General features: G+C 66.2%; 16 protein-coding genes and 2 pseudogenes. 11 read left to right on the top strand and 7 right to left on the bottom strand.

From position 1 onward, the window contains the following. Positions 1–69: 69 nt before the first annotated feature. The 5 genes and pseudogenes from EH199_RS17970 to EH199_RS17950 form a co-directional block, all read right to left on the bottom strand. Positions 70–1,245, bottom strand: coding sequence for an acetyl-CoA C-acyltransferase (locus EH199_RS17970; protein WP_124810570.1), 1,176 nt, complete (start codon positions 1,243–1,245; stop codon positions 70–72). Continuing rightward, on the bottom strand, positions 1,238–2,836 hold the full coding sequence (locus tag EH199_RS17965) for a class I adenylate-forming enzyme family protein (RefSeq protein ID WP_124810569.1): 1,599 nt from the start codon (positions 2,834–2,836) through the stop codon (positions 1,238–1,240). Before EH199_RS17965 ends, EH199_RS17970 begins: the two co-directional genes overlap by 8 nt. Before the next feature lie 26 nt (positions 2,837–2,862). After that, positions 2,863–4,101 (bottom strand): annotated as a pseudogene (locus EH199_RS17960) (3-hydroxyacyl-CoA dehydrogenase NAD-binding domain-containing protein); the annotation flags it as partial. A 58-nt stretch (positions 4,102–4,159) separates the two neighbouring features. After that, complete coding sequence (locus EH199_RS17955; RefSeq protein WP_124810567.1) at positions 4,160–5,392, bottom strand: serine hydrolase; 1,233 nt, start codon at positions 5,390–5,392, stop codon at positions 4,160–4,162. A gap of 17 nt (positions 5,393–5,409) precedes the next feature. After that, positions 5,410–6,189 (bottom strand): thioesterase family protein, encoded by a 780-nt coding sequence (locus EH199_RS17950; RefSeq protein ID WP_124810566.1) that lies wholly within the window; start codon positions 6,187–6,189, stop codon positions 5,410–5,412. A gap of 325 nt (positions 6,190–6,514) precedes the next feature. Here EH199_RS17950 and EH199_RS17945 point away from each other — a divergent pair, with 325 nt between their 5' ends. The 4 genes from EH199_RS17945 to EH199_RS17930 are packed head-to-tail and all read left to right on the top strand — an operon-like array spanning position 6,515 to position 11,099. Beyond that, the gene (locus EH199_RS17945; protein WP_124810565.1) at positions 6,515–8,284 is read left to right on the top strand and encodes a class I adenylate-forming enzyme family protein; all 1,770 of its coding nucleotides are present in this window, start codon (positions 6,515–6,517) and stop codon (positions 8,282–8,284) included. Positions 8,285–8,289: 5 nt separating this feature from the next. Beyond that, entirely contained in the window at positions 8,290–9,543 is a 1,254-nt protein-coding gene (locus EH199_RS17940) for a TetR/AcrR family transcriptional regulator (RefSeq protein WP_124810564.1), read from the top strand. Next, positions 9,540–9,761, top strand: coding sequence for a hypothetical protein (locus EH199_RS24465; protein WP_190287331.1), 222 nt, complete (start codon positions 9,540–9,542; stop codon positions 9,759–9,761). The genes EH199_RS17940 and EH199_RS24465 overlap by 4 nt, the downstream gene beginning before the upstream one ends. Positions 9,762–9,794: 33 nt before the next feature. Further along, entirely contained in the window at positions 9,795–11,099 is a 1,305-nt protein-coding gene (locus EH199_RS17930; RefSeq protein ID WP_124810562.1) for a dicarboxylate/amino acid:cation symporter, read from the top strand. A 6-nt stretch (positions 11,100–11,105) separates the two neighbouring features. Here the strand turns inward: EH199_RS17930 and EH199_RS17925 are convergent, their stop codons facing one another. Continuing rightward, positions 11,106–12,452 carry a C13 family peptidase gene (locus EH199_RS17925; RefSeq protein ID WP_124810561.1) on the bottom strand — a complete coding sequence of 449 codons (1,347 nt, stop codon included), beginning with the start codon at positions 12,450–12,452 and terminating at the stop codon, positions 11,106–11,108. Between the two features lie 97 nt (positions 12,453–12,549). Beyond that, positions 12,550–13,968 carry a short-chain fatty acyl-CoA regulator family protein gene (locus EH199_RS17920; protein WP_124810560.1) on the bottom strand — a complete coding sequence of 473 codons (1,419 nt, stop codon included), beginning with the start codon at positions 13,966–13,968 and terminating at the stop codon, positions 12,550–12,552. Between the two features lie 113 nt (positions 13,969–14,081). On the opposite strand from EH199_RS17920, the gene EH199_RS17915 reads away from it, so the two are divergent. The 7 genes and pseudogenes from EH199_RS17915 to EH199_RS17885 form a co-directional block, all read left to right on the top strand. Next, on the top strand, positions 14,082–15,608 hold the full coding sequence (locus EH199_RS17915) for an acyl-CoA carboxylase subunit beta (protein WP_124810559.1): 1,527 nt from the start codon (positions 14,082–14,084) through the stop codon (positions 15,606–15,608). Between the two features lie 26 nt (positions 15,609–15,634). Continuing rightward, complete coding sequence (locus EH199_RS17910; protein WP_124810558.1) at positions 15,635–16,813, top strand: acetyl-CoA C-acyltransferase family protein; 1,179 nt, start codon at positions 15,635–15,637, stop codon at positions 16,811–16,813. Position 16,814: 1 nt separating this feature from the next. Beyond that, positions 16,815–17,252 (top strand): methylmalonyl-CoA epimerase, encoded by a 438-nt coding sequence (mce, locus tag EH199_RS17905; RefSeq protein ID WP_124810557.1) that lies wholly within the window; start codon positions 16,815–16,817, stop codon positions 17,250–17,252. A gap of 89 nt (positions 17,253–17,341) precedes the next feature. Further along, a complete protein-coding gene (gene scpA / locus EH199_RS17900) occupies positions 17,342–19,477 on the top strand; it encodes a methylmalonyl-CoA mutase (RefSeq protein ID WP_124810556.1) in 2,136 nt (711 codons plus the stop codon). Between the two features lie 33 nt (positions 19,478–19,510). Further along, positions 19,511–20,794, top strand: coding sequence for an O-acetylhomoserine aminocarboxypropyltransferase (locus tag EH199_RS17895; RefSeq protein ID WP_124810555.1), 1,284 nt, complete (start codon positions 19,511–19,513; stop codon positions 20,792–20,794). 32 nt (positions 20,795–20,826) lie between these two features. Continuing rightward, positions 20,827–22,848, top strand: a complete 2,022-nt coding sequence (locus EH199_RS17890; RefSeq protein WP_124810554.1) for an acetyl/propionyl/methylcrotonyl-CoA carboxylase subunit alpha — start codon at positions 20,827–20,829, stop codon at positions 22,846–22,848. 47 nt (positions 22,849–22,895) lie between these two features. Beyond that, positions 22,896–23,145: pseudogene (locus tag EH199_RS17885) on the top strand (electron transfer flavoprotein subunit beta/FixA family protein); the annotation flags it as partial.

Genomic DNA, 23,145 nt, shown 5'->3' with positions numbered 1-23,145 from the left:
CGGACGGGGCGCCAACGCACCATATGCGCGCCGATCGGAGGGAGCGCGGCTGCGCCCCCTCCGCGTGGTTCACAGCACTTCGAACAGGCCGGCCGCGCCCATGCCGCCGCCGACGCACATCGTTACCACGACGTACTTGGCGCCCCGGCGCTTGCCTTCGATCAGGGCGTGCATGGTGCAACGCGCCCCGGTCATGCCATAGGGGTGGCCGATCGAGATCGAGCCGCCGTTGACGTTGAGCAGATCGTTGGGGATGCCCAGCTTGTCACGGCAGTACAGCACCTGCACGGCGAAGGCCTCATTCAGTTCCCACAGGCCGATATCGTCCATCTTGAGGCCGAAGCGGCTCAGCAGCTTGGGGATGGCGAAGACCGGGCCGATGCCCATCTCGTCCGGCTCGGTGCCGGCGACCGCCATGCCGACATAGCGGCCCAGCGGCGTCAGGCCCTTTTGCGCGGCCACGGCGGCTTCCATGATCACCACGGCGGCGGAACCGTCGGAAAGCTGGCTGGCGTTGCCGGCGGTGACGATGCCGCCTTCGATCACCGGCTTCAGCGCGGTCAGGTTTTCCAGCGTGGTCGAGGGCCGGTTGCCTTCGTCCTTGGCGAGGTGGACGTCCTGATAGGTGACTTCCCCGGTTTCCTTGTTGGCCACGGCCATCGAGGCATCGGCGGCGACGATCTCGTCATCGAACTTGCCGGCCGCCTGCCCCGCGGCGGTGCGCTGCTGCGACTGGAGCGCGTACTCGTCGCAGGCTTCGCGGCCGATGCCATAGCGTTGACCGACGATTTCCGCCGTCTGCAGCATCGGCATGTAGATTGCCTTGTGCATTTCCACCAGCGAACGGTCGGGCATGACGCGCATGTCCTTGGTCTGGACAAGGCTGATCGATTCCTGTCCGCCCGCGGCGACCACGTCCATGCGGTCGATGATGACCTGCTTGGAAGCGGTGGCGATGGTCATCAGGCCCGACGAGCACTGGCGGTCCATGCTCATGCCCGATGTGGTGACCGGCAGGCCGGCCCGCAGCGCGACCTGGCGGGCGATGTTGCCGGCCTGCGCGCCCTGTTGCAGCGCGGCGCCCCACACCACGTCATCGACTTCGCCCGGCTCGATCCCGGCGCGCGCGACGGCGGCCTGCAGCGAAAGCGCGCCCAGCGTGGCGCCGGGGGTGGCATTGAACGCGCCCTTGTAGGCGCGCCCGATCGGGGTGCGCGCGGCGGCGACGATAACGGCATCACGCATGGTCGTTCTCCTTGATGTTCCGGGTCATTGATGTGGCTTGGGCAATCGGATTTCCGCCGAAGCGGTCGCGCAGCTCGCGCTTGAGCACCTTGCCGATCGGGCTGCGCGGCAGTTCGTTGACCACCTCGATGGCGGCAATGCGCTGAGTTTTGCCAAGGCGGCTGTTGGCTTCGGCCAGGATCGCCTGCGGATCGGCGGCGGAATCGGCCAGCACGACCACCGCGAGCGGGGTTTCGCCCCACTTTTCGCTGGGCACGCCGACGACCGCCGCTTCGCGCACGGCGGGCTGGCGGGTGAGTTCGGCTTCGAGATCGGTCGGGAAGATGTTGAAACCGCCCGAAATGATCATGTCCTTAGCGCGGTCCATCAGGATCAGGAAGCCGTCCTCATCAAACTTGCCGATATCGCCGTGGCGGATGTAGCGGCGGCCTTCGCCGTCGAACCATTCGACTTCGCGCGTCTTCTCGTCCTGACCGTGGTAGCCGTTCATCATGATCGGGGAATGGCCGACGATTTCACCGACTTCGCCCTGCGGCAGCTCGTTGCCTGCCTCGTCGATGATCTTGATGATGTGGCCGGGGCTGGGTTGGCCGACGGTGTGGAGCTTGTCCGGGTGGAGGTGCGCCACCAGGATCGCCGTCGCGCCGCCTTCGGTCATGCCGTAGCCGTCGGTAAGGCCGCCGGGCCAGCGCCGCAAGACATCGGCCTTGAGCCAGGCGGGGAAGGGCGCCGAGGTCGAGGACTTGAGCCGGTAGGACGACAGATCGAAGCGGTCGAAATCGGGGACTTCCATGATGCGGCGGTACTGCACCGGCACCAGCATGGCGTGCGTGACCCGTTCGCGCTGGGAGAGTTCGAGGAAGCCGCGCGCGTCGAACTTCTTCATCAGCACCACCTTGCCGCCGGCGGTAAGCGTGGGCAGGAAGCTGACCAGCGTGGTGTTGGAATAGAGCGGCGTGGAGCAGATCACGCAGGTATCGTCGTCATAGCCGCCGACGATCGTACGCCGCGCGTATTCGTGGCGCATCTTGTGGCTTTGCACGATGCCCTTGGGTGATCCGGTGGTTCCCGACGAATAGATGATGTTGAACGGATCGCCGGGCGCGGGCAGACGTTCCTCGGGCTGTGCGCCTTCCGGGGCAAGCCACCGCGAGAAGGGTTCCCCGGCGGCGCTGTCGTCCAGCGCGATGCGCCGGACGACAGCGGGGAACGGCAGCCCCGCCAGCCGATCCGCCATCTCGGCATCGAGCAGCAGCACGCGGCTGCCACTGTCGGCCAGCATCGCCAGCACCGTTTCGGGCGCGGCGGTGGACGTCAGCGGCGCGGCCACGGCGCCGGCCCGGATCGCGCCGAGGAAGGCAAGGCCCGTGCGCACCGAATTGAGCGCGGCAATGGCGACGGGTTCGTCCTTGCCCACGCCTTCGCGCTGGAGCGCGGCGGCGACGCGGTCGAGCAGCGCGTCCAGCCCCGCCCAGCTTACGCTGCTATGTTCGTCGGCAATGGCGGTGGCATCCCCCCTGCGCGCGGCGTGCGCGCGCAGGATGGTGGTGAGCGGGACGAACTCCGCTTCGGCGATATCTTCGATCCGCAAGGCTTCTCTCCCGCCGCCGTGGTGGATCAGGCGTTGAACGTTTCGCCGGCGGCGGCCTTGCGCGCCAGCAGCGGCGCGACCGGCAGGCCGTACTTTTCCAGGCCGGCGGCGACCGTATCCAGCCCGATGTGGTCGGCCCAGAACATCGGGCCGCCGGTCCAGGCTGGCCAGCCATAGCCGTTCAGCCAGACCGTATCGATGTCCGACGCGCGCTGGGAAATGCCTTCCTCCAGGATCAGCGCGCCTTCGCTGACCATCGGATAGAGCAGGCGTTCGCGGATCTCGTCCTTGCCGATCGTGCGCTGGGGCTTGCCTTCGCGCGCGGCCCATTCGGCGATGATCGTCTTCACTTCTTCCGACGGCGTGCGTTGACGGTTCTCGTCGTAATCGTAGAAGCCCTTCTTGGTCTTCTGGCCCCAGCGGCCGACCGCGCAGAGCGAATCCCGCAGCGTTTCGATGCGGTTGGGATCGCGGTGCCAGCCGATGTCGACGCCGGCGAGGTCCGACATCTGGTACGGCCCCATCGGGAAGCCGAATTCGAGCAGAGCCTCGTCCACTTCCCAGTAGTTCGCACCTTCCATGATCAGCGCGTGCGCCTGGGCCTGGCGCGGTGAGAGCATGCGGTTGCCGATGAAGCCGTGGCACACGCCCGAAACCACCGGCACCTTGCCGATCTTGACCGACAGAGCCATGACCGTGGCGAGCTGCTGCTTGCCGGTCTTCGCGCCACGCACCACTTCGAGCAGCTTCATCACGTTGGCGGGCGAGAAGAAGTGCATGCCCAGCACCGCTTCGGGACGCGACGTGGCGCCGGCGATTTCGTTGACGTCGAGATAGCTGGTGTTGCTGGCCAGGATCGCGCCGGGCTTGGCGATGCCGTCGATCCGGCCGAAGACCTCCTTCTTGACGTCCATGTTCTCATAGACCGCCTCGATGATGAGGTCGGCTTCGGCCAGCGCGCCGAAGTCCAGCGTCGGCGTGAGGCGGCCCATGGCCGCTTCGGCCAGCGCGGCGTCCATCTTGCCGCGCTTCACCGTGTTCTCGTAGTTCTTCCGCATCGTGGCCACACCGCGATCGAGCGCTTCCTGCGTCATTTCCACGATCGTCACGGGAATGCCGGCGGTCAGGAAGTTCATGGTGATGCCGCCGCCCATGGTGCCCGCGCCGATCACGCCTACGCGGTTGACGGGCAGCAGCGGGGTGTCGGCCGGAATGTCGTCAACGCGCGCGGCGGCGATGCGGGCCGCGTCGATGTGTTCCTTGGCGCCGGGAATGGGGTCGGACATGATGTACCTCTCCTGAGTATGGGGTCTGGTTGCGGGTTCAGGCGCGGCTTTGCGCCATCGCGCCGTAGATCAGGGTCTTGAGCTGCCGCCGGATCGGATAGGCGGAGGAGGGCAGAAGCTGCGTCATGAAGACCATGTGCAGCTTCTCCACGGGATCGATGAAGAAGGCGGTCGAGAAGATGCCGCCCCAGAAGAATTCGCCGGCGCTGCCGGGCACCAGCGCCTTGGCCGGATCGAGCAGCACGCCGAAGCCGAGCCCGAAGCCGGTGCCGGCGTTGTTCGCTTCGCTGAACAGCGAGGTGGAGACCTGGGTGAGATCGACGCCGCCCGGCAGGTAATTGCGCGCCATCAGTTGCAGCGTCTTGGGCGAAACGATCCGCGCCCCATTCGCCGCGCCACCTCCGGTCAGCATCGCGCAGAAGCGGTGGTAGTCGGCCGTGGTGGACAGCAGGCCGCCACCTCCGCTTTCGAAGCGGGGTTCGCGGGTGAGATTGGTCTTCGCCGCTTCGTCGAGCAGTTCGGGCGGCTTGCCGGGCACGTAGTTCCAGGCGTCGGTCAGCCTGTCCTGCTTTTCGGGCGGGCAATGGAACGCGGTATCGACCATGCCCAGCGGTTCGAAAATCCGCGTGCGGAAGAATTCACCCAGGCTTAAGCCCGAAACGCGCGCCACGATCACGCCCAGCACATCGGTGGATACCGAATAATTCCAGCCGGTACCCGGCGCGTATTCCAGCGGGATCTTGGCGAGTTCGGTCACGAAATGGTCGTTGCCCGGCAGGCTGGCGTGCCCGTCCAGCTTGCCCTTGCGATAGGCCGCGTCGACGTTCGTGCGGTTCTGGATGCCATAGGTGAGGCCCGACATATGCGTCAGCAGATCGACGATCCGCATCCCCGTGGCGGGCTTGCCCGGCACGAACGGCGCTTCGCCCCCGCCGCCCGCATAGACCGTCAGGTTCGCGAACTCCGGAACGAAGCGCGTGACAGGATCGTCAAGCGCGATCAGCCCTTCCTCGACCAGCATCATCAGCGCGATGGAGGTGACCGGCTTGGTCATCGAAGCGATACGGAAGATGGCATCCTCGCGCAGCGGCGTTCCATCGGCGCGGGCCTTGCCCAGCGTGGCGCGGTAGAACGGCAGGCCATCGCGCGCCACAAGGATGTCGGTTCCTGCCAGCTTGCCGGGGGCAAGGTAGCGTTCTTCGAGAAAGGCCGGGATGCGCGCGAGCCGGGCGGCGTCGAAACCGGCGTCTTCGGGGCGGATCAGGTCCATCGCTTGCTGGTTCTCCATCAGCCGAAAATGGCCACGCTTTGCAGGCCGCGCATCACTTCCACGCCATCGGCGTTCCACATGCGCAGGGTTTCGCTGCTGAAGCCGTCGGCCATGTAGTTGGACGCGGTTTCCAGCAGCCACCAGCCGTCGCGCGTCTGCGGAGCGTCGCCCAGCAGCGTCAGCGACCAGTTGATCGAACTGATCGGGCCGCGCCGTTCCATGGCCCGGACCGCGCCGGGCGGCAGGGCATCGCCGATGCCCACCAGTTCCGCGATGGGATCGAGACCCTTGCGATCGCGCAGGCGCACCCAGCGGCGGATGGCACCCGGTCGCGCCCCGCCCCGGGGTTCCGCGCGGCGCATTTCGAAATTGTGGATGAACTGCGGCGCATCGCCGGTCGCGGTTACGGGAGCGGCCTCTTCGACGGGGATGGCTTCGTCGGCTCGCATGGCAGGCACGCCGCCGTTGGTCGGCCGCGCGGCCCCGAACAGCCACAGCGCGCGCAGCACCGGCGCGCCTTCGCAGAACAGGTCGGTCGTCACCTGCGCCACGCTGCGCCCTTCGCGCAGGACGCCAACGCGCGCTTCCACATCGCTGCCGACCGGCGCGACGAAGCCGATTTGCGCGCCGCGTAGCGGTGGCAGGTCCGGTCGCTGCCTGCGCGCGGCCGCATAAGCGATCAGGGCGGATGCGCCACCATACATGGTGCGTCCCTGCATCCAGCCGTCCGCGTCGGACAGGACCAGCCTGTCAGTGCCATCCGGCTGCAGCCGCGCGATCAGTGCGCCCATGCTCATGGCAGCAGGCTCATGCGGCGGAGGTTTCCAGGCTTGGTTTCATGATGACGCAATCTCTCCCGCGGGCACGTTAAGCCCGAATCCCATCCCGTGGCTAGTCCATACCGTCTTTTCAGAAAAGGGGATTCGCACGGTGATGCAGGCGGCATTTTCATGCAAAAAACAGATAATTTCATGCTTTACGTTACGGAATCCGGTGCTTCGCGCAGGCCATACCCTATTCATGAAAATTTGCTTCGACGGGTTGCCGGAACGGGGGTGGCGCAGATAGTCTGCGCGGCGAACGACAATCCGGGCAGGATGGCCCGATCGGGACGGGATCACCATGACAGAGCAACGCCATGCCACCGACCATGCGGCCAGAGACGAACGCTTGCCCGCCATCCCCGCCGGCTGGCCGGCGATGTCGCTGGAGGAGGTGCGGGCGAAGCTTTGCGCTCCGGGCATGCCGTTCGAGATGGAGACGGTGACGATCCGGGGCGTGCGGACGCGCGTGTGGAAGAACGCCCTGCCGCATCTCGGCGCTCTGGCCGCCTTGGCCCGCCAGCACGGGGACAGCACGTTCCTTGTGTATGGCACGGAGCGGGTTTCGTTCGATGCCTGGCATCGCGCGGTCGCCACGCTCGCCGCCCATCTGGCGGAACTGGGCGTGGGCAAGGGGGACCGCGTCGCGATGGCCATGCGCAACCTGCCCGAATGGACGGTGGCCTTGTTCGCCGCCACGGTTCTCGGCGCGATCGCGGTGCCGCTCAACGCCTGGTGGAAGGGCGACGAACTGGCCTTCGCTTTGTCGGATAGCGGTGCACATGTCCTGATCGCGGATGCCGACCGGTGGCAGCGCATCGCTCCCCATCGTGCGGAACTGCCTGGCCTGGCGCATGTGCTGGTGTGCCGCGCGGACAAGGACACCACGGCGCCGGAAGGCACCCGTTTGCTGGAGGACGTGATCGGCGGTCCGGATGGCTATGCGGCGCTGCCCGACCGTCCCTTGCCCGACGCTGGTATCTCGCCCGACGATCCCGCCACGATCTTCTACACCAGCGGCACCACCGGGCGGCCGAAAGGCGCGCTGGGCACGCACCGCAATCTCACCACCAACATCCTGTCCAGTGCCTTCAGCGGCGCGCAATCCGCGTTGCGCCGGGGCGAGATGCCGCCCGCGCCCCAGCCGCGCACCATCCTGATGGTGATCCCGCTGTTCCACGTCACCGCGTGCAGCGCCACGCTGATGGGTTCGCTGGCCAGCGGCAGCAAGCTGGTGCTGATGCACAAGTGGGATACGGTCGAGGCTTTCCGGCTGATCGAGCGCGAGAAGGTCACGGCCACCGGCGGCGTGCCCTTCATCGCCTGGCAACTGATCGAGCATCCCGACCGCGCGAAGTACGATCTCTCCTCGCTGGAAGCGATCGCCTATGGCGGCGCGCCATCCGCGCCGGAACTGGTGCAGGCGATCTGGCAGACCTTCGGCGCCTTGCCCGGCAACGGCTGGGGCATGACCGAGACGATGGCGACGCTGACGCACCATGCCGCGGAGGATTACCTCAACCGTCCGTCGAGCTGCGGCCCGGCGGTCGCCGTCGCCGATATCGAGGTGCGCGCCGACGATGGCGTGACCGTGCTGCCGGCGGGCGCGATCGGCGAATTGTGGGCGCGCGGGCCGATGATCGTGGCAGGATACTGGAACCGGCCGGACGCGACCGCGCAGACGTTCGTCGACGGCTGGGTGCGTACCGGCGATCTTGCCCGGATCGACCAGGAAGGCTTCTGCACGATCGCCGATCGCGCCAAGGATGTGATCATCCGGGGCGGCGAGAACATCTATTCGATCGAGGTGGAGAACGTGCTCTACGAACACCCGGCGGTGACCGACGCGGCGCTGGTGGGCATGCCGCACCGCACGCTGGGCGAGGAGCCGGCGGCGGTGGTTCACCTTGCGCCGGGCACGCAGGCGAGCGAGGAGGAACTGCGTGCCTTCGTGGCGGCGCGGCTGGCGGCGTTCAAGGTGCCGGTCCGCGTGGTGTTCAGCGCCGAGACGTTGCCGCGCAACGCCAACGGCAAGATCCTCAAGTCCGAACTGCGGCGGCACTTCGCCTGAACGGCATGGCGAGCGAGGCGCATCCCGACAACGACGCCGGACGGTTCGAGCGCCGCCGCCGCGATATCGTGCGCGCGGCGACCGACCTCATCAACGAAAAGGGCGTGAAGGGCACCACGTTCAGCGAAGTGGCGGCGCGCGTCGGGCTCAACACCAGCAGCGTTGCCTACTACTTCGGGCGCAAGGAGAACCTTGTCCACGCGGTGTTCGAGGCCACGATCGACCGCCTGATCGCGCTGGCGCGGATCGCGGCGCAGGCGCCCACCCCGCGCGCGCGGCTGGCCTGCTGGATCGACGGACACGTCGATCTGCGCGCGATGATCCGGCGGGGCGAGGAGGGGCGCATCGCCGTCCTGTCGGAAATGCGCACGCTGCCCGAAGCGCTGCACCGTCCGTTGCAGGAACGGTACATCGAACTGTTCCGCGTGGTGCGCGATCTGCTGCCGGCCGGGGCGGGGGAGCGCGATCATGCCGTGCGCACCGCACGGGCGCACATCCTGTTGCAGGTGATGTTCTGGCTGCCGGCGTGGACGCCGCTCTATTCCGAGCAGGATTTCCCGCGCCTCAAACAGCGGCTGCTGGCCGTGCTGGCGGACGGCATCGCGCCGCGCGATGCAGCATGGCAGCCGCAAACGCTCGGCGGCGGTGAGGCGCCATGGCGGACCCCACCGGCGGGGCTGCGCAATCCCCACGGCGAATTCCTGCGCATGGCCACGCTCACGATCAACCAGCGCGGGTACAAAGGCGCCTCGGTCCATCGCATCGCCAGCGGGCTGAACGTGACCAAGGGCAGCTTCTACCACCACAACGAGGCCAAGGACGATCTGGTGCTGGCCTGCTTCGAACACGGCAACGAACGGATCGCGGCGGTGCAGTTCGCCGCTGCCACGCTGCCGCGGAACGGCTGGGGGCGGATTTCGAGCGCGGTGGCCGAACTGGTGGCGTTGCAGCTTTCCGATCCCACGCCCCTGCTGCGCACCACGGCGTTGCAGGCCCTGCCGCAGGAGCGGCGCGGCGCGGTGCTGAACAGCGCGCAGCGCATCGCGCGGCGGTTCGCCGGGATGCTTTCGGACGGGATTGCGGACGGTTCGTTGCTGCCGGTCGATCCGCTGGTCGCCGCCGAAGTGCTGGCGGCGACGATCAATCCGGCCAACGAATTGCGGAGCTGGGCGGCGGGTTTCGACGATCCGGCGCAGGCGGTGGAATGCTATGCCGCCTGCTTTTGCTATGGCCTGCTGTCGGGCGTGGAACCCGTTTGACGCCAACGGCCTGGTTTGCGGTCCTGCGCATCCGGCGATCCGCCTTTGCCTTCGACCAGCGGATCGCGATCGAGATCGGGCCGGTGCAGCAGGCGCCAGATCATCAGAGCCATCAGGAAATGTGGCACAAGGACGGTGATCTTGTCGATCATGGCCCGCTTTTTACCGTGCCCGGGTTAACGCCGGGTATGCACGTTTTTGACGGTGCGATCGGATGACAAGCGGCGCGGACTGGGCAATGGTCCGTGCCCATGAAACTTCACGACGAAACGCTGGCCGATGCGCCCGCCGCGCCGCGCCGCTGGTATGGGCACCTCTATCTGCAAGTGCTGGTCGCGATCGCCGCCGGCGTGCTGATCGGCCATTTCGCGCCGGCCACGGGCGAAGCGCTGAAGCCGCTCGGCGATGCCTTCATCAAGCTGGTGAAGATGGTGATCGCCCCGGTGATCTTCCTGACGATCGTGACCGGTATTGCGGGGATGCGCGACCTTGCCTCGGTCGGCCGGGTGGCCGCCAAGGCGTTCGCCTATTTCCTGTTCTTCTCCACGCTGGCGTTGATCGTGGGGCTGATCGTGGGCAACATCGTGCGGCCGGGCGCGGGCCTGAATATCGATCCCGCCTCGCTCGATGCCGGCAAGGTCGCCGCCTACGCCGCCAAGGCGCACGAAGCGAGCGTGACCGGCTTCCTCATGGCGATGATCCCGGAAACCTTCCTGTCGTCGCTGAGCGAGGGCAACATCCTCCAAGTCCTCGTCGTGGCGATCCTGTTCGGCATCGCGCTCGCCACCACGGGCGCGCGGGGCGAGCGCGTGGTGGCGCTGCTGGAAGACGTGTCGGTCGCGTTCTTCCGGCTGGTGGCGATCGTGATGAAGGCGGCGCCCGTCGGCGCGTTCGGCGCGATGGCCTTCACCATCGGCAAGTATGGCATCGACAGCCTGGCGAACCTCTTCCACCTCGTGCTCACGTTCTACCTTACCTCGGCGCTGTTCGTGCTGGTGGTGCTGGGCGTTGTCGCGCGGCTGGCGGGCTTTTCGATCCTGCGGCTGATCGCCTATCTCAAGGAGGAACTGCTGCTGGTGCTGGGCACGTCCTCGTCGGAAAGCGCGCTGCCCGCGCTGATCGACAAGATGGAGCGCGCCGGCTGCCCCAAGGCCGTGGTCGGCCTGGTTGTGCCCACCGGCTACAGCTTCAACCTCGATGGCACCAACATCTACATGACGCTGGCGGCGCTGTTCATCGCGCAGGCCTGCAACGTGGAACTGACGCTGGGGCAACAGGTGCTGCTGCTCGGTGTCGCCATGCTTTCGTCCAAGGGCGCGGCGGGGGTGACCGGCGCCGGTTTCATCACGCTGGCGGCGACGTTGTCGATCGTGCCCTCATTGCCAGTGGCGGGCATGGCGCTGATCCTGGGCGTCGACCGCTTCATGTCCGAATGCCGCAGCCTGACCAACTTCATCGGCAACGCCGTGGCGACGGTGGTCGTCTCGCGCTGGGAGGGCAAGCTGGATGAAGCCGCGCTGCGGGAGGCGCTGGGGCGTGGTGGGCACGTGGATTGATCGACTCTAGCGATCGACAGCGACGCTGCTTGCTGCGGCCCATATTTCCCGCATCCGGTCGCCGACATAGGCTTGCGGCAGCGATGGCGTCGCTCCTTCCTTGGCCTCCTCTGCCGCCACGCGCTTCTTGAGATATTCGAATGCTTCCTGAAGCGACGCTCCGCCACGCAACGGTCCGCTGATGAATGCTTCGCCGAATACCGTGTATTGGCGGCGATCATCGCATCCGAACGAAGTTCGGTCGGCTGCGGCTGCGGTGATAACGATGGTATCGGGCGAAGCGAGTGGCTTGATCCATGTCCCCGCATAGCAGGCCGACACGATGACGATCCGCCGCCTAATGCCGGCTTCATCGAGCGATCTCGCCAGGCTTCGCGCCGATATTGGGATTAGTGGCTGGTAGTCGGGCAAATCCGTTCGCAGGGCCGCGTCGCGGCTGCCATGTCCTGCGAGATAGATGACTATGAGGTCACCATCGAGGTCGGTGCCCATGGTTGCCTGGCGGAGAAGCGTCGAAAAATTGGCGTTGGTTGCGAGTGGGACATGGGTCAGATCCAGCCTTGCGTTGGACAGCAACGCGCCGGGCGTACGTGGGCCGAACCTGCCGCGCAGCAGTGTAAGAGCCGCCTTCGCCTCTCGACCGAACAATTGCTGGCTGCCCCCGGCGGCAACCGCGACAACACGCACCGGCGGGTGTTCCATGTCTTGCGGGCGCAACGATATCGCTGTCGCTTCCACCAGTTCGGGCTGCATCGGCCACAGTATCTCGGGACTGACGGGGGCGGTATCCTCGATCTCGTTGCGCGCTTCCCGGAACTGTGGCGATAGCGGCATGAGATAACTGTCGAACGATGGCATCTCCATAGTGATGAAGCCCACCGTCGCGGCGAATATCAGGGCGATCATCGTGCCCCGGTGCGATCGGGATTGTCCCCAGCCTCTTCGCAGCAGCGTGATCGCCGCAGCGCCCGCCCATAGGCCAAGGCCGATGCGGCAAAGTTCTCCAGCTTGCGAATCGTCCCCCGTCAGCAGAGCGATGGTGAACCAGCCAACGGCCACCACGAGGCCCACGAGCATGAACGCGATCGCAAGCCGGATCGCATCGGTTCGCCGTCCGATAGCCCAAGCCGCGATCAGTGCGGTAAGGACAAGGCTCCCGCTGTAATGCAGGGCCAGGCTGGGCGGGATGTATTCGTCTCGCCGGATCATAACCGCATCGATCACGTTGATCACGGAGGTCGCGACCCACAGCAACGCCAGCAGGGCGGGGTTGCTGGGCAAATCGCCTAGGACGATACGTCGCAGCGCAAGAAAACGCAGGATAGCATGAGCGGTGCGAGGCACTGGGATCATGGCGAATTTCACCCTTCGCCGCGCATTTAAGGGCCAAGTCTTGATAACTCGTAATCCGGTCAAGTGTCGTGGCGGATTTGCCGGTGCTGGATTGCCGCTATTCCCCGATCCGGTAGGGCACCAGATCGCGCTGGCTGGGATCGACCATGATCGCCTTGTCGCTGGGGGGAAAGGCGCGCTGGTCGCACGTATCGCGCGGGCAGATGCGGCAGGAGGCGCCGATCCGCGCAACCGCCTCGTCGCGCTGGAGATTGAGGCCGTCGGCATAGACGAACTCGCTGGCGAGCGCCGCTTCGCAGCCCAGTGCCACGGCATAGCGGCGCGGCGGGCGGTAGAAGCTGGCCGACGGCTTCACCAGCCCTTTGGCGATCGAGACATAGCGCACGCCATCGGGCATCTCGGCCACCTGCACGTGGATGCGGTCGGGGATCGCCACCGCCTCGTGCACGATCCACAGCGGGCAGGCGCCGCCGAACCGGCCGAACTGGAGGCGCGTGGCCGAATGGCGCTTGGTGATGTTGCCGGCCATGTCGACGCGGCAGAAGAACACCGGGATGCCGCGCGCCTGCGGGCGTTGCAGCGTGGACAGGCGGTGGCAGGTCTGTTCGAAGCTGGTGCCGAACACCTGCCGCAGCCGGTCCACGTCGTGCCGCAGCGCGCGCGCGGCCGTGCGGAACTGTTCGTAGGGCATCAGCAGCGCGCCGGCGGCGTAGTTGCCCAGACCCACGGTCAGCAGCTCCCGCGCGGCATCGCTGGCCAGCAACGTGTCCTCGACGATCGCGGCGATGTCCTGCTCCAGCGCCATGGCGGTCAACTGGTAGGCCATCTGGAACCGGCTGCTTTCGACCGGCTGGCTGGAATCGATCACCAGCCGCCGCTGTGCCGGATCGAACAGGCGCAACGGGCCGCCGGGACGGTAGTCGATGGTCACGCCGCGCGCCGCGAACCACGCTTCCATCCGGTCGATTGAGGGCGACGCCTGATCGGGGGCGAGTTCCCGCGCCAGGATTTCGGCGTGGCGGTCGACCAGATCGACGTAGTTGTTGGCGAGGTGGAACCAGTCGCGCACTTCCTCCCACGGCAGGCGGCCACCGGTGATCCCCGCCGCCACGCTGTCCGATCCCAGCGCTTCGTCCAGCATTTCCAGCCGCTGCCGGTCGCGACGGTGGATGGCGTGCATCCGCACGAACTGTTCGGCGAAGGCGGGGAACTGTTCGGCCACGCGCTCGATCTGTTCGCTGGGCAACGCCGCGGGCAGCAGCGGATCGGCCACCGCCTGTCGCAGCGCATCGGCCAGCAGATCCTGCCGGTCCGGAGCAAGATCTTCCCAATCCACGGGAAATTGCGCGCGCAGCCGGTCGGCCAGCGCGGGGGTGAGGTGGCGCTCGTCGTTTTCAAGCTGGCACAGGTAGGAAGCGCTGATGCCCAGCGCGCGCGCCATCGCGGTCTGCAACAAACCGCGCCGCGTTCGCAATGTGCGCAGCTGGTTTCCGGCAAAGACGCGGCGTTTGCTCATCCTTTGGTCGATAATTTGCAAATTCATGCTTTGCAAGTTTGCAACTTAACATTGGACTCTGCCGCTCCCTTGCGCCATCGCGGCCGATTATCAGGTCAGTTTGGGGCGAGGATATGTCTGCGAATATCGCCGAAATGGAAAAGCGTCGGGATGCCGCACGGATGGGCGGTGGGCAGAAGCGCATCGACGCGCAGCACGCCAAGGGCAAACTGACCGCGCGCGAAAGGCTCGAGGTGCTGCTGGACGAAGGCAGCTTCGAGGAAGTCGACATGTACGTCGAGCACAATTGCGTCGATTTCGGGATGCCGGACACGGTGATCCCCGGCGATGGTGTGGTCACGGGTTCGGGCACGATCAACGGCCGGCTGGTGTTCGTGTTCAGCCAGGACTTCACCGTGTTCGGCGGCGCGGTGTCTGAACGGCACGCCATGAAGATCTGCAAGATCATGGACATGGCGATGAAAGTCGGCGCGCCGGTGATCGGCCTCAACGATTCCGGCGGCGCGCGCATCCAGGAAGGCGTCGCCTCGCTGGGTGGCTATGCCGAAATCTTCCAGCGCAACGTGCTGGCTTCGGGCGTGGTGCCGCAGCTCAGCCTGATCATGGGGCCGTGCGCGGGCGGGGCGGTCTATTCCCCGGCGATGACCGACTTCATCTTCATGGTGAAGGACAGCTCGTACATGTTCGTGACCGGGCCGGACGTGGTCAAGACGGTGACCAACGAGATCGTCACGCAGGAGGAACTGGGGGGCGCGGTGACGCACACTACCAAGACCTCCGTTGCCGACCTCGCCTGCGAAAACGACATCGAAGCCCTGCTGCAGGCGCGCGAATTCTTCGATTTCCTGCCGCTGTCGAACAAGGAAGCCGTGCCGGAACGGCCGACGTCCGACCCTTACGACCGGCAGGAACACAGCCTCGACACGCTGATCCCGGCGTCCGCCGCGCAGCCCTATGACATGCACGAGGTGATCCGCAAGACGGTGGACGAGGGCGAATTCTTCGAAATCCAGCCCAGGCACGCCGCCAACATCATCTGCGGTTTCGGCCGGATCGAGGGCAAGGCGGTGGGCGTGGTCGCCAACCAGCCGATGGTGCTGGCGGGCGTGCTCGACATCAATTCATCGAAGAAGGCCGCGCGTTTCGTGCGCTTCTGCGATGCGTTCAACATCCCGATCCTGACCTTCGTCGACGTGCCGGGCTTCCTGCCGGGCACCAGCCAGGAGCACAACGGCATCATCAAGCACGGCGCCAAGCTGCTGTTCGCCTATGCCGAGGCGACCGTGCCCAAGATCACCGTGATCACCCGCAAGGCCTATGGCGGCGCCTACGACGTGATGGCTTCCAAGCACCTGCGTGGCGATCTCAACTACGCCTGGCCGACCGCCGAAATCGCGGTGATGGGCGCAAAAGGCGCGGTGGAGATTATCTTCCGCGGCCTTTCGACCGAGGAGCAGGCGGTCAAGACCAAGGAATACGAGGACCGCTTCGCCAACCCGTTCGTCGCGGCCAGCAAGGGCTTCGTGGACGAGGTGATCCACCCGCATTCCACGCGTCGCCGCATTGCGCTGGGGCTGCGCAAGCTGCGCAACAAGGCGCTCGAGAACCCCTGGAAGAAGCACGACAACATTCCGCTGTAAGCGCGGATCTGGGCTGAGGACCGACCATGACCGACATTTTCATCGTTTCCGGCGCGCGCACGGCCATCGGCACGTTTGGCGGCAGTCTCGCCTCGTTCCGCCCGGCGGATCTGGGCACCATCGTGATCAAGGAGGCGATTGCCCGCGCGGGCCTGACGCCTGACACGATCGAGAACGTGGTCATCGGAACGGTGGTGCCGACGCAGCCCAAGGACGCCTATGTCAGCCGTGTTGCGGCGGTGAACGCCGGCGTGCCGATCGAAAGTCCGGCGATGAACGTCAACCGTCTGTGCGGCTCGGGCCTGCAGGCGATCGTCTCGGCGGCGCAGGGCATCGCGCTGGGCGAGCACAGGATTGCCATCGGCGGCGGCGCGGAAGTCATGTCGAACGCGCCGCACATGGTGCTGACGGCGCGCAACGGGCAGAAGATGGGCGATCAGGTGATGATGGACGCCATGCTCGGCGCGCTCCACGATCCGTTCGAGAACATCCACATGGGCGTGACGGCGGAGAACGTGGCCGAACGCCACCAGATCACGCGCGAGGAGCAGGACGCGCTGGCGGTGGAAAGCCACAAGCGCGCGGCGGCGGCCACTGCGGCGGGCTACTTCAAGGAGCAGATCGTTCCGGTCGAAGTGAAGACGCGCAAGGGCGTGACGGTTTTCGATACGGACGAGCATTTCCGTGCCGATGCCAGCGTCGAGGCGATGGCCACGCTGAAGCCGGTGTTCAAGAAGGATGGCACTGTCACCGCCGGCAATGCCAGCGGCATCAACGATGGCGCGGGCGCGGTCGTGCTGGCCAGCGGCGAGGCGGTGGCCGAGCATGGGCTGAAGCCGCTCGCCAAGATCCTCGCGTGGGGTCATGCGGGCGTGGAGCCGAATGTCATGGGTCTTGGTCCGGTCAAGGCGGTGCCCGTGGCGCTGAAGCGCGCGGGGCTGACGCTCGACCAGATCGACGTGATCGAAAGCAACGAGGCGTTCGCGGCGCAGGCCTGTGGCGTGGCCAAGGAGCTGGGCTTCGATCCGGCCAAGACCAATCCCAACGGATCGGGCATCAGCCTGGGCCATCCGATCGGTGCCACCGGCGCGATCCTGACGGTCAAGACGATCTACGAACTGGCCCGCACCGGCGGGAAGTACGGCCTGATTACGATGTGCATCGGCGGCGGGCAGGGCATCGCCATGGTTGTGGAGCGCGTGTGACATGAAGCTGGGACGCCTGAACCACGTGGGCGTGGCAACGCCCGACATCGACGCCTCGATCGCGTTCTATCGCGACGTGATGGGGGCGACGGACATCACAGAGCCGTTCGTGCTGGAAAGCCAGCAGGTGCGCGTGTGCTTCGTCAACACGCCGGGCGAGGACGGAACCCCCGGCACGCAGATCGAGCTGATCCAGCCGACCAGCCCGGACAGCGCGGTGGGCAAGTGGCTCGCCGCCAACCCGCTCGGCGGCCAGCACCACCTCTGCTACGAAGTGCCGGATATCCACGCGGCCAAGGCCTGGTTCGAAAGCAAGGGCAAGCGCGTGCTGGGCGAACCGCGCATCGGCGCCCACGGCACGTTGATCTTCTTCGTGCATCCCCGCGACATGGGCGGGCAACTGACCGAGATCATGGAAACGCCCAAGGGGGCGCACTGACCACACACCGTTCGTGTCGAGCGAAGTCGAGACACGGGCGCGCAGGGTTCTCGACTTCGCTCGAACCGAACGGGCCTAGGGACAAGATCATGGCGAATATCGAAGACTGGCAGGCCGCTGCCGCCAAGGAAGTGAAGGGGAAGGACCTCACCTGGCAAACGCCGGAAGGCATTGCCGTGAAGCCGCTCTACACCGCCGATGACGCGACCGTCGATCCGGGCCTGCCGGGCTTCGCCCCGTTCACGCGCGGCGTGCGCGCCAGCATGTACGCTGGCCGGCCCTGGACGATCCGGCAGTACGCCGGTTTCTCCACCGCCGAGGAATCGAACGCGTTCTATCGCCGCAACCTTGCCGCCGGACAGAAGGGCCTGTCAGTGGCCTTCGACCTTGCCACCCACCGCGGCTATGACAGCGACCACCCGCGCGTGGTGGGCGACGTGGGCAAGGCGGGCGTCGCCATCGACAGCGTCGAGGACATGAAAATCCTGTTCGACGGCATCCCGCTCGATCAGATGTCGGTTTCCATGACCATGAACGGCGCGGTGATCCCGATCCTCGCCTTCTTCATCGTCGCGGGCGAGGAACAGGGCGTCGACCGCAAGCTGCTGGACGGAACCATTCAGAACGACATTCTGAAGGAGTTCATGGTCCGCAACACCTACATCTACCCGCCCGAACCCAGCATGCGGATCATCTCGGACATCTTCGGCTACACCAGCCGCGAGATGCCGAAGTTCAACTCGATCTCGATCTCCGGCTACCACATGCAGGAAGCCGGCGCGACGCAGGTGCAGGAGCTGGCCTTCACCATCGCCGACGGCATGGAATACGTGAAGTACGGCGTGGCCAGCGGCCTCGACATCGACAAGTTCGCCGGGCGCCTGTCGTTCTTCTTCGCCATCGGCATGAACTTCTTCATGGAAGTGGCCAAGCTGCGCGCCGCGCGCGTGCTGTGGCACCGTGTGATGACGAAGCTCGGCGCCAAGGACGAACGCAGCAAGATGCTGCGCACGCACTGCCAGACCAGCGGCGTCTCGCTGCAGGAGCAGGACCCCTACAACAACGTCATCCGCACCACGATCGAGGCGATGGCGGCGATGCTGGGCGGCACCCAGTCGCTCCACACCAACGCGCTGGACGAAGCGATCGCGCTGCCCACCGACTTCTCCGCCCGCATTGCCCGGAACACGCAGATCGTGATCCAGGAAGAAACGGGGATGACCAAGGTGGTCGATCCGCTGGGCGGGTCGTACTACATCGAGGCGCTGACGCAGGAACTGGTCGACAAGGCCTGGGAGATCATCGAGCGCGTCGATAGCGAGGGCGGCATGGCCAAGGCGGTTGCCGGCGGCTGGCCCAAGGCGATGATCGAGGAAGCCGCCGCCGGCCGCCAGGCACGCGTTGACCGTGGTGAGGACGTGATCGTCGGCGTCAACAAGTATCGCCTTGCCAGCGAAGACCAGATCGAAACGCTCGAAGTCGACAACCACGCCGTGCGCGACGCGCAGATCGCGCGGTTGAAGGCGGTGCGCGCCGGGCGTGACGAAACGCGGTGCCGGGCCGCGCTCAATGCGTTGACCGAAGGCGCGAAGACGGGCGGCAATCTGCTTGAACTCGCGGTGGAGGCCGCGCGCCACCGTGCCACGCTGGGCGAGATTTCGGACGCGATGGAAATCGTCTTCGGCCGTCATGGCACCGTGCCGACCCCGGTGAAGGGTATCTACGGCGCGGCCTATGCCGGCGACAGCCGCTACCGGCAGGTGCTCGACGGCGTCGAGGCCGTGACTCGCCGCCTGGGCCGCAAGCCCCGGATGCTCGTCGCCAAGATGGGCCAGGACGGGCACGATCGCGGCGCCAACGTGATCGCGTCGGCGTTCAGCGACATGGGCTTCGACGTGACCAGCGGTCCCCTGTTCCAGACCCCGCAGGAAGCCTGCGCGCTGGCGCTGGAAAAGGACGTCGACGCGGTGGGGGCATCGAGCCTTGCCGCCGGGCACAAGACGCTGATCCCCGAACTGATCGGGCACCTGAAGGCCGCCGGCCGGGCGGACATCAAGGTCGTCGCCGGGGGCGTGATCCCGCCGCAGGACTATGAATTCCTGCGCGAAGCGGGGGTGCAGGGCATCTACGGTCCCGGCTCCAACGTGGTGGAATGCGCGGCCGACATGCTGCGGCTGCTGGGCCACAACATGCCGCCGCAGGGTAGCGAGATCGAAGCGGCGTGATAGGGTCCTGTGCCCTATGCCAAGGAGGATGCCATGACGCAGAAGCTTGAGACGCTGTCGGTCCATGCCGGGTGCGAGCCCGATCCGACCACCAAGGCGCGGATCACGCCGATCTACCAGACGGCGAGCTACGTGTTCGACAGTGCCGAACACGCGGCGAACCTCTTCGCCCTGGCCGAATTCGGCAATATCTACACCCGCATCATGAACCCGACCAATGCCGCGCTCGAAGCGAAGATCGCGGCGCTGGAAGGGGGCGTGGGCGCGCTGGGCGTGGCATCGGGCCATGCCGCGCAGTTCATCGTGTTCCACACCCTGATGGAGCCGGGCTGTGAGATCGTGGCAGCCAAGAAGCTCTACGGCGGCACGCTCAACCAGTTCGCGCACAGCTTCGCCAAGTTCGGCTGGAAGGCGGTGTTCGTCGATGCCGACGATCCCGCTGCGGTCGCCGCCGCGATCACCGACAAGACGCGCGGCGTGTTCATCGAAAGCCTCGCCAACCCCGGTGGCGTGGTGCAGGACATCGCGGCGATTGCCGACGTGGCCCATGCGGCGGGCGTGCCGCTGATCGTGGACAACACCATGGCCAGCCCGGCGCTGTGCCGCCCGATCGAACACGGCGCGGACATTGTCGTCCATTCCTGCACCAAGTTCCTCAACGGCCACGGCAATTCCATCGGCGGTCTGATCGTGGATTCGGGCAAGTTCGATTGGGCGGCCAGCGACAAGTTCCCCTCGCTCACCCAGCCCAACCCCAGCTACCACGGCGCAGTGCTGACCGAGGCGTTGAAGCCCGTCGGCCCGATCGCCTTCATCATCGGCTGCCGCGTGCTGGGCCTGCGCGATCTTGGCCCTGCCATGGCGCCGATGAATGCCTTCCTCACGCTGACCGGCATGGAAACGCTGGCCCTGCGCATGGAGCGGCATTGCGCCAATGCGCTGCACCTCGCACAGTGGCTGCAGAACCATCCCAAGGTGGCGTGGGTGAGCTATGCGGGCCTGCCGGAAGACCCCTATCACCAGCTGGCCCGGCAATACCTCGGCGGCAAGGGCGGCGCGGTGTTCACCTTCGGGGTGAAGGGCGGGTACGAGGCGGGGGTGAAGCTGGTCCAGTCGGCCAAGCTGTTCAGCCACCTCGCCAACATCGGCGATACCCGCTCGCTCATCATCCACCCCGCCTCGACCACGCACAGCCAGCTGGGCGAGGAAGAACTGGTCGCCGCCGGCGCCGGGCCGGACACGGTGCGCGTCTCGGTGGGCATTGAACACATCGACGACATCGTGGCCGATTTGGCGCAGGCCCTCGAACAGGTCTGAATTACAGTAATTCCAGCGACGGAAAGATAGGCATGTTCAAGAAAATCCTCATCGCCAACCGTGGCGAAATCGCCTGCCGCGTCATCAAGACCGCGCGCCGGATGGGTATCCAGACGGTGGCCGTCTATTCGGATGCCGATGCGCGGGCGCCGTTCGTGCAGATGGCGGACGAGGCGGTGCATATCGGTCCGTCGCCGGCCGCGCAGTCGTACCTGATCGCGGACAAGATCATCGCGGCGTGCAAGCAGACCGGCGCGGAAGCGGTCCATCCGGGCTATGGTTTCCTGTCCGAGCGCACCTCGTTCGCCGAGGCGCTGGCGGCGGAGAACATCGCGTTCATCGGCCCGCCGGTGGGCGCGATCGCCGCGATGGGCGACAAGATCGAATCCAAGAAGCTGGCCAAGCAGGCGGGCGTCAACGTCGTGCCCGGCTTCGTGGGCGAGATCGAGGATACCGAGCACGCGGTGCGCATCTCCGACGAGATCGGCTACCCGGTGATGATGAAGGCCTCGGCCGGCGGTGGCGGCAAGGGCATGCGCCTGGCCTACAGCGAGAAGGACGTGCGCGAGGGCTTCGAAAGCGTGAAGCGCGAGGGCCTCAATTCGTTCGGCGACGATCGCGTGTTCATCGAGAAGTTCATTCTCGATCCGCGGCATATCGAGATCCAGATCCTCGGCGACAAGCACGGCAACATCCTTTACCTCAACGAGCGCGAATGCTCGATCCAGCGCCGCCATCAGAAGGTGGTGGAGGAAGCGCCTTCGCCGTTCGTCACGCCCAGCATGCGCAAGGCGATGGGCGAACAGTGCGTCGCGCTGGCGCGCGCGGTGGGCTATTATTCGGCCGGCACCGTCGAACTGATCGTCTCGGGCGCGGACAAGACGGGCGAGAGCTTCTACTTCCTGGAAATGAACACCCGCCTGCAGGTGGAGCATCCCGTCACCGAAGCGATCACCGGCATCGATCTGGTCGAACAGATGATCCGCGTCGCCTATGGCGAGAAGCTGGCGATGACGCAGGACGACGTGAAGATCGACGGCTGGGCCATCGAGAACCGCGTCTATGCCGAAGACCCCTATCGCGGCTTCCTCCCCTCGACCGGACGCCTGGTCCGCTACAACCCGCCGCTGGCCGGCTGGACCGACGATGGCGAGGCCAACGGACGGCGCGGCGTGGACGGCGTGCGCGTGGACGATGGCGTCTACGAGGGCGGCGAAGTCTCGATGTTCTATGACCCGATGATCGCCAAGCTGATCACCTGGGGGCGGACGCGCGACGAGGCGGCGGACCGGCAGATCGCCGCGCTGGACGCCTTCGAGATCGAGGGGCTGGGCCACAACATCGATTTCGTCAGCGCGATCATGCAGCACCCGCGCTTCCGGTCGGGCGAGCTGACCACGGGCTTCATTGCCGAGGAATATCCCGAAGGCTTCCACGGCGCGGCGACGTCGGATGCGCTGAAGCGCACGCTGGCGGGGCTGGCGGGCTTCCTCGCCACCGCGCGGGCCGACCGCTCGCGTCAGATCGACGGCCAGTTGGGCGACGAACTCGATCCCCCGTCGGCGTGGGCGGTGAAGATCGCCGGTGAAACCCATGCGGTGGAAGTGGGCGGCGATACGATCACCGTCGACGGGGCCGAGATTGACCTCGCGCTCGAATACACGCCGGGCGATCGCATCATCCATGCCGAGGCCGATGGCGAGGCGCTGATCGTCAAGGTGGAGGCGAAGGCTTCGGGCCTGCGGCTGACCACGCGCGGGGCGATCCACGATGTCCAGGTTCTGCCGGGGCATATCGCGCATCTGGCGCGGCACATGATCGAGAAGGTGCCGCCCGACATGTCGAAGTACCTCGTCTGCCCGATGCCGGGCCTGCTCGTGGCGCTGAACGTGGGCGAAGGCGATGCGGTGGAAGCGGGGCAGCCGCTCGCCGTGATCGAGGCGATGAAGATGGAAAACATCCTGCGCGCGGAAAAGGCTGGCAAGGTCAAGGCCGTCAATGCCAAGGCGGGCGACAGTCTGGCCGTGGACGCCATCATTCTGGAACTTGAATAAATCATTCGGGGCCGCGCCTGCCGCCCGTCGAAGAGAGGAAAGCTGCGATGAAAGCCCTGGTCTGCGTGAAGCGGGTGATTGATTACAACGTGAAGCCGCGAGTGAAGGGTGATGGAACGGGTGTTGATCTTGCGAACGTGAAGATGAGCATGAACCCGTTCGACGAGATAGCGGTTGAGGAAGCGATCCGCCTGAAGGAGAAGGGCGTGGTATCGGAGATCGTGGCGGTATCGGTGGGGCCTGCGAAGGCGCAGGAGACGCTGCGCACGGCCTTGGCGATGGGCGCGGACCGGGCGA

Source organism: Novosphingobium sp. LASN5T (assembly GCF_003856955.1).
Classification (GTDB): domain Bacteria; phylum Pseudomonadota; class Alphaproteobacteria; order Sphingomonadales; family Sphingomonadaceae; genus Novosphingobium.
Note: the sequence above shows the minus strand (reverse complement) of the source record. Positions and strands in the feature narration are given on the sequence as shown.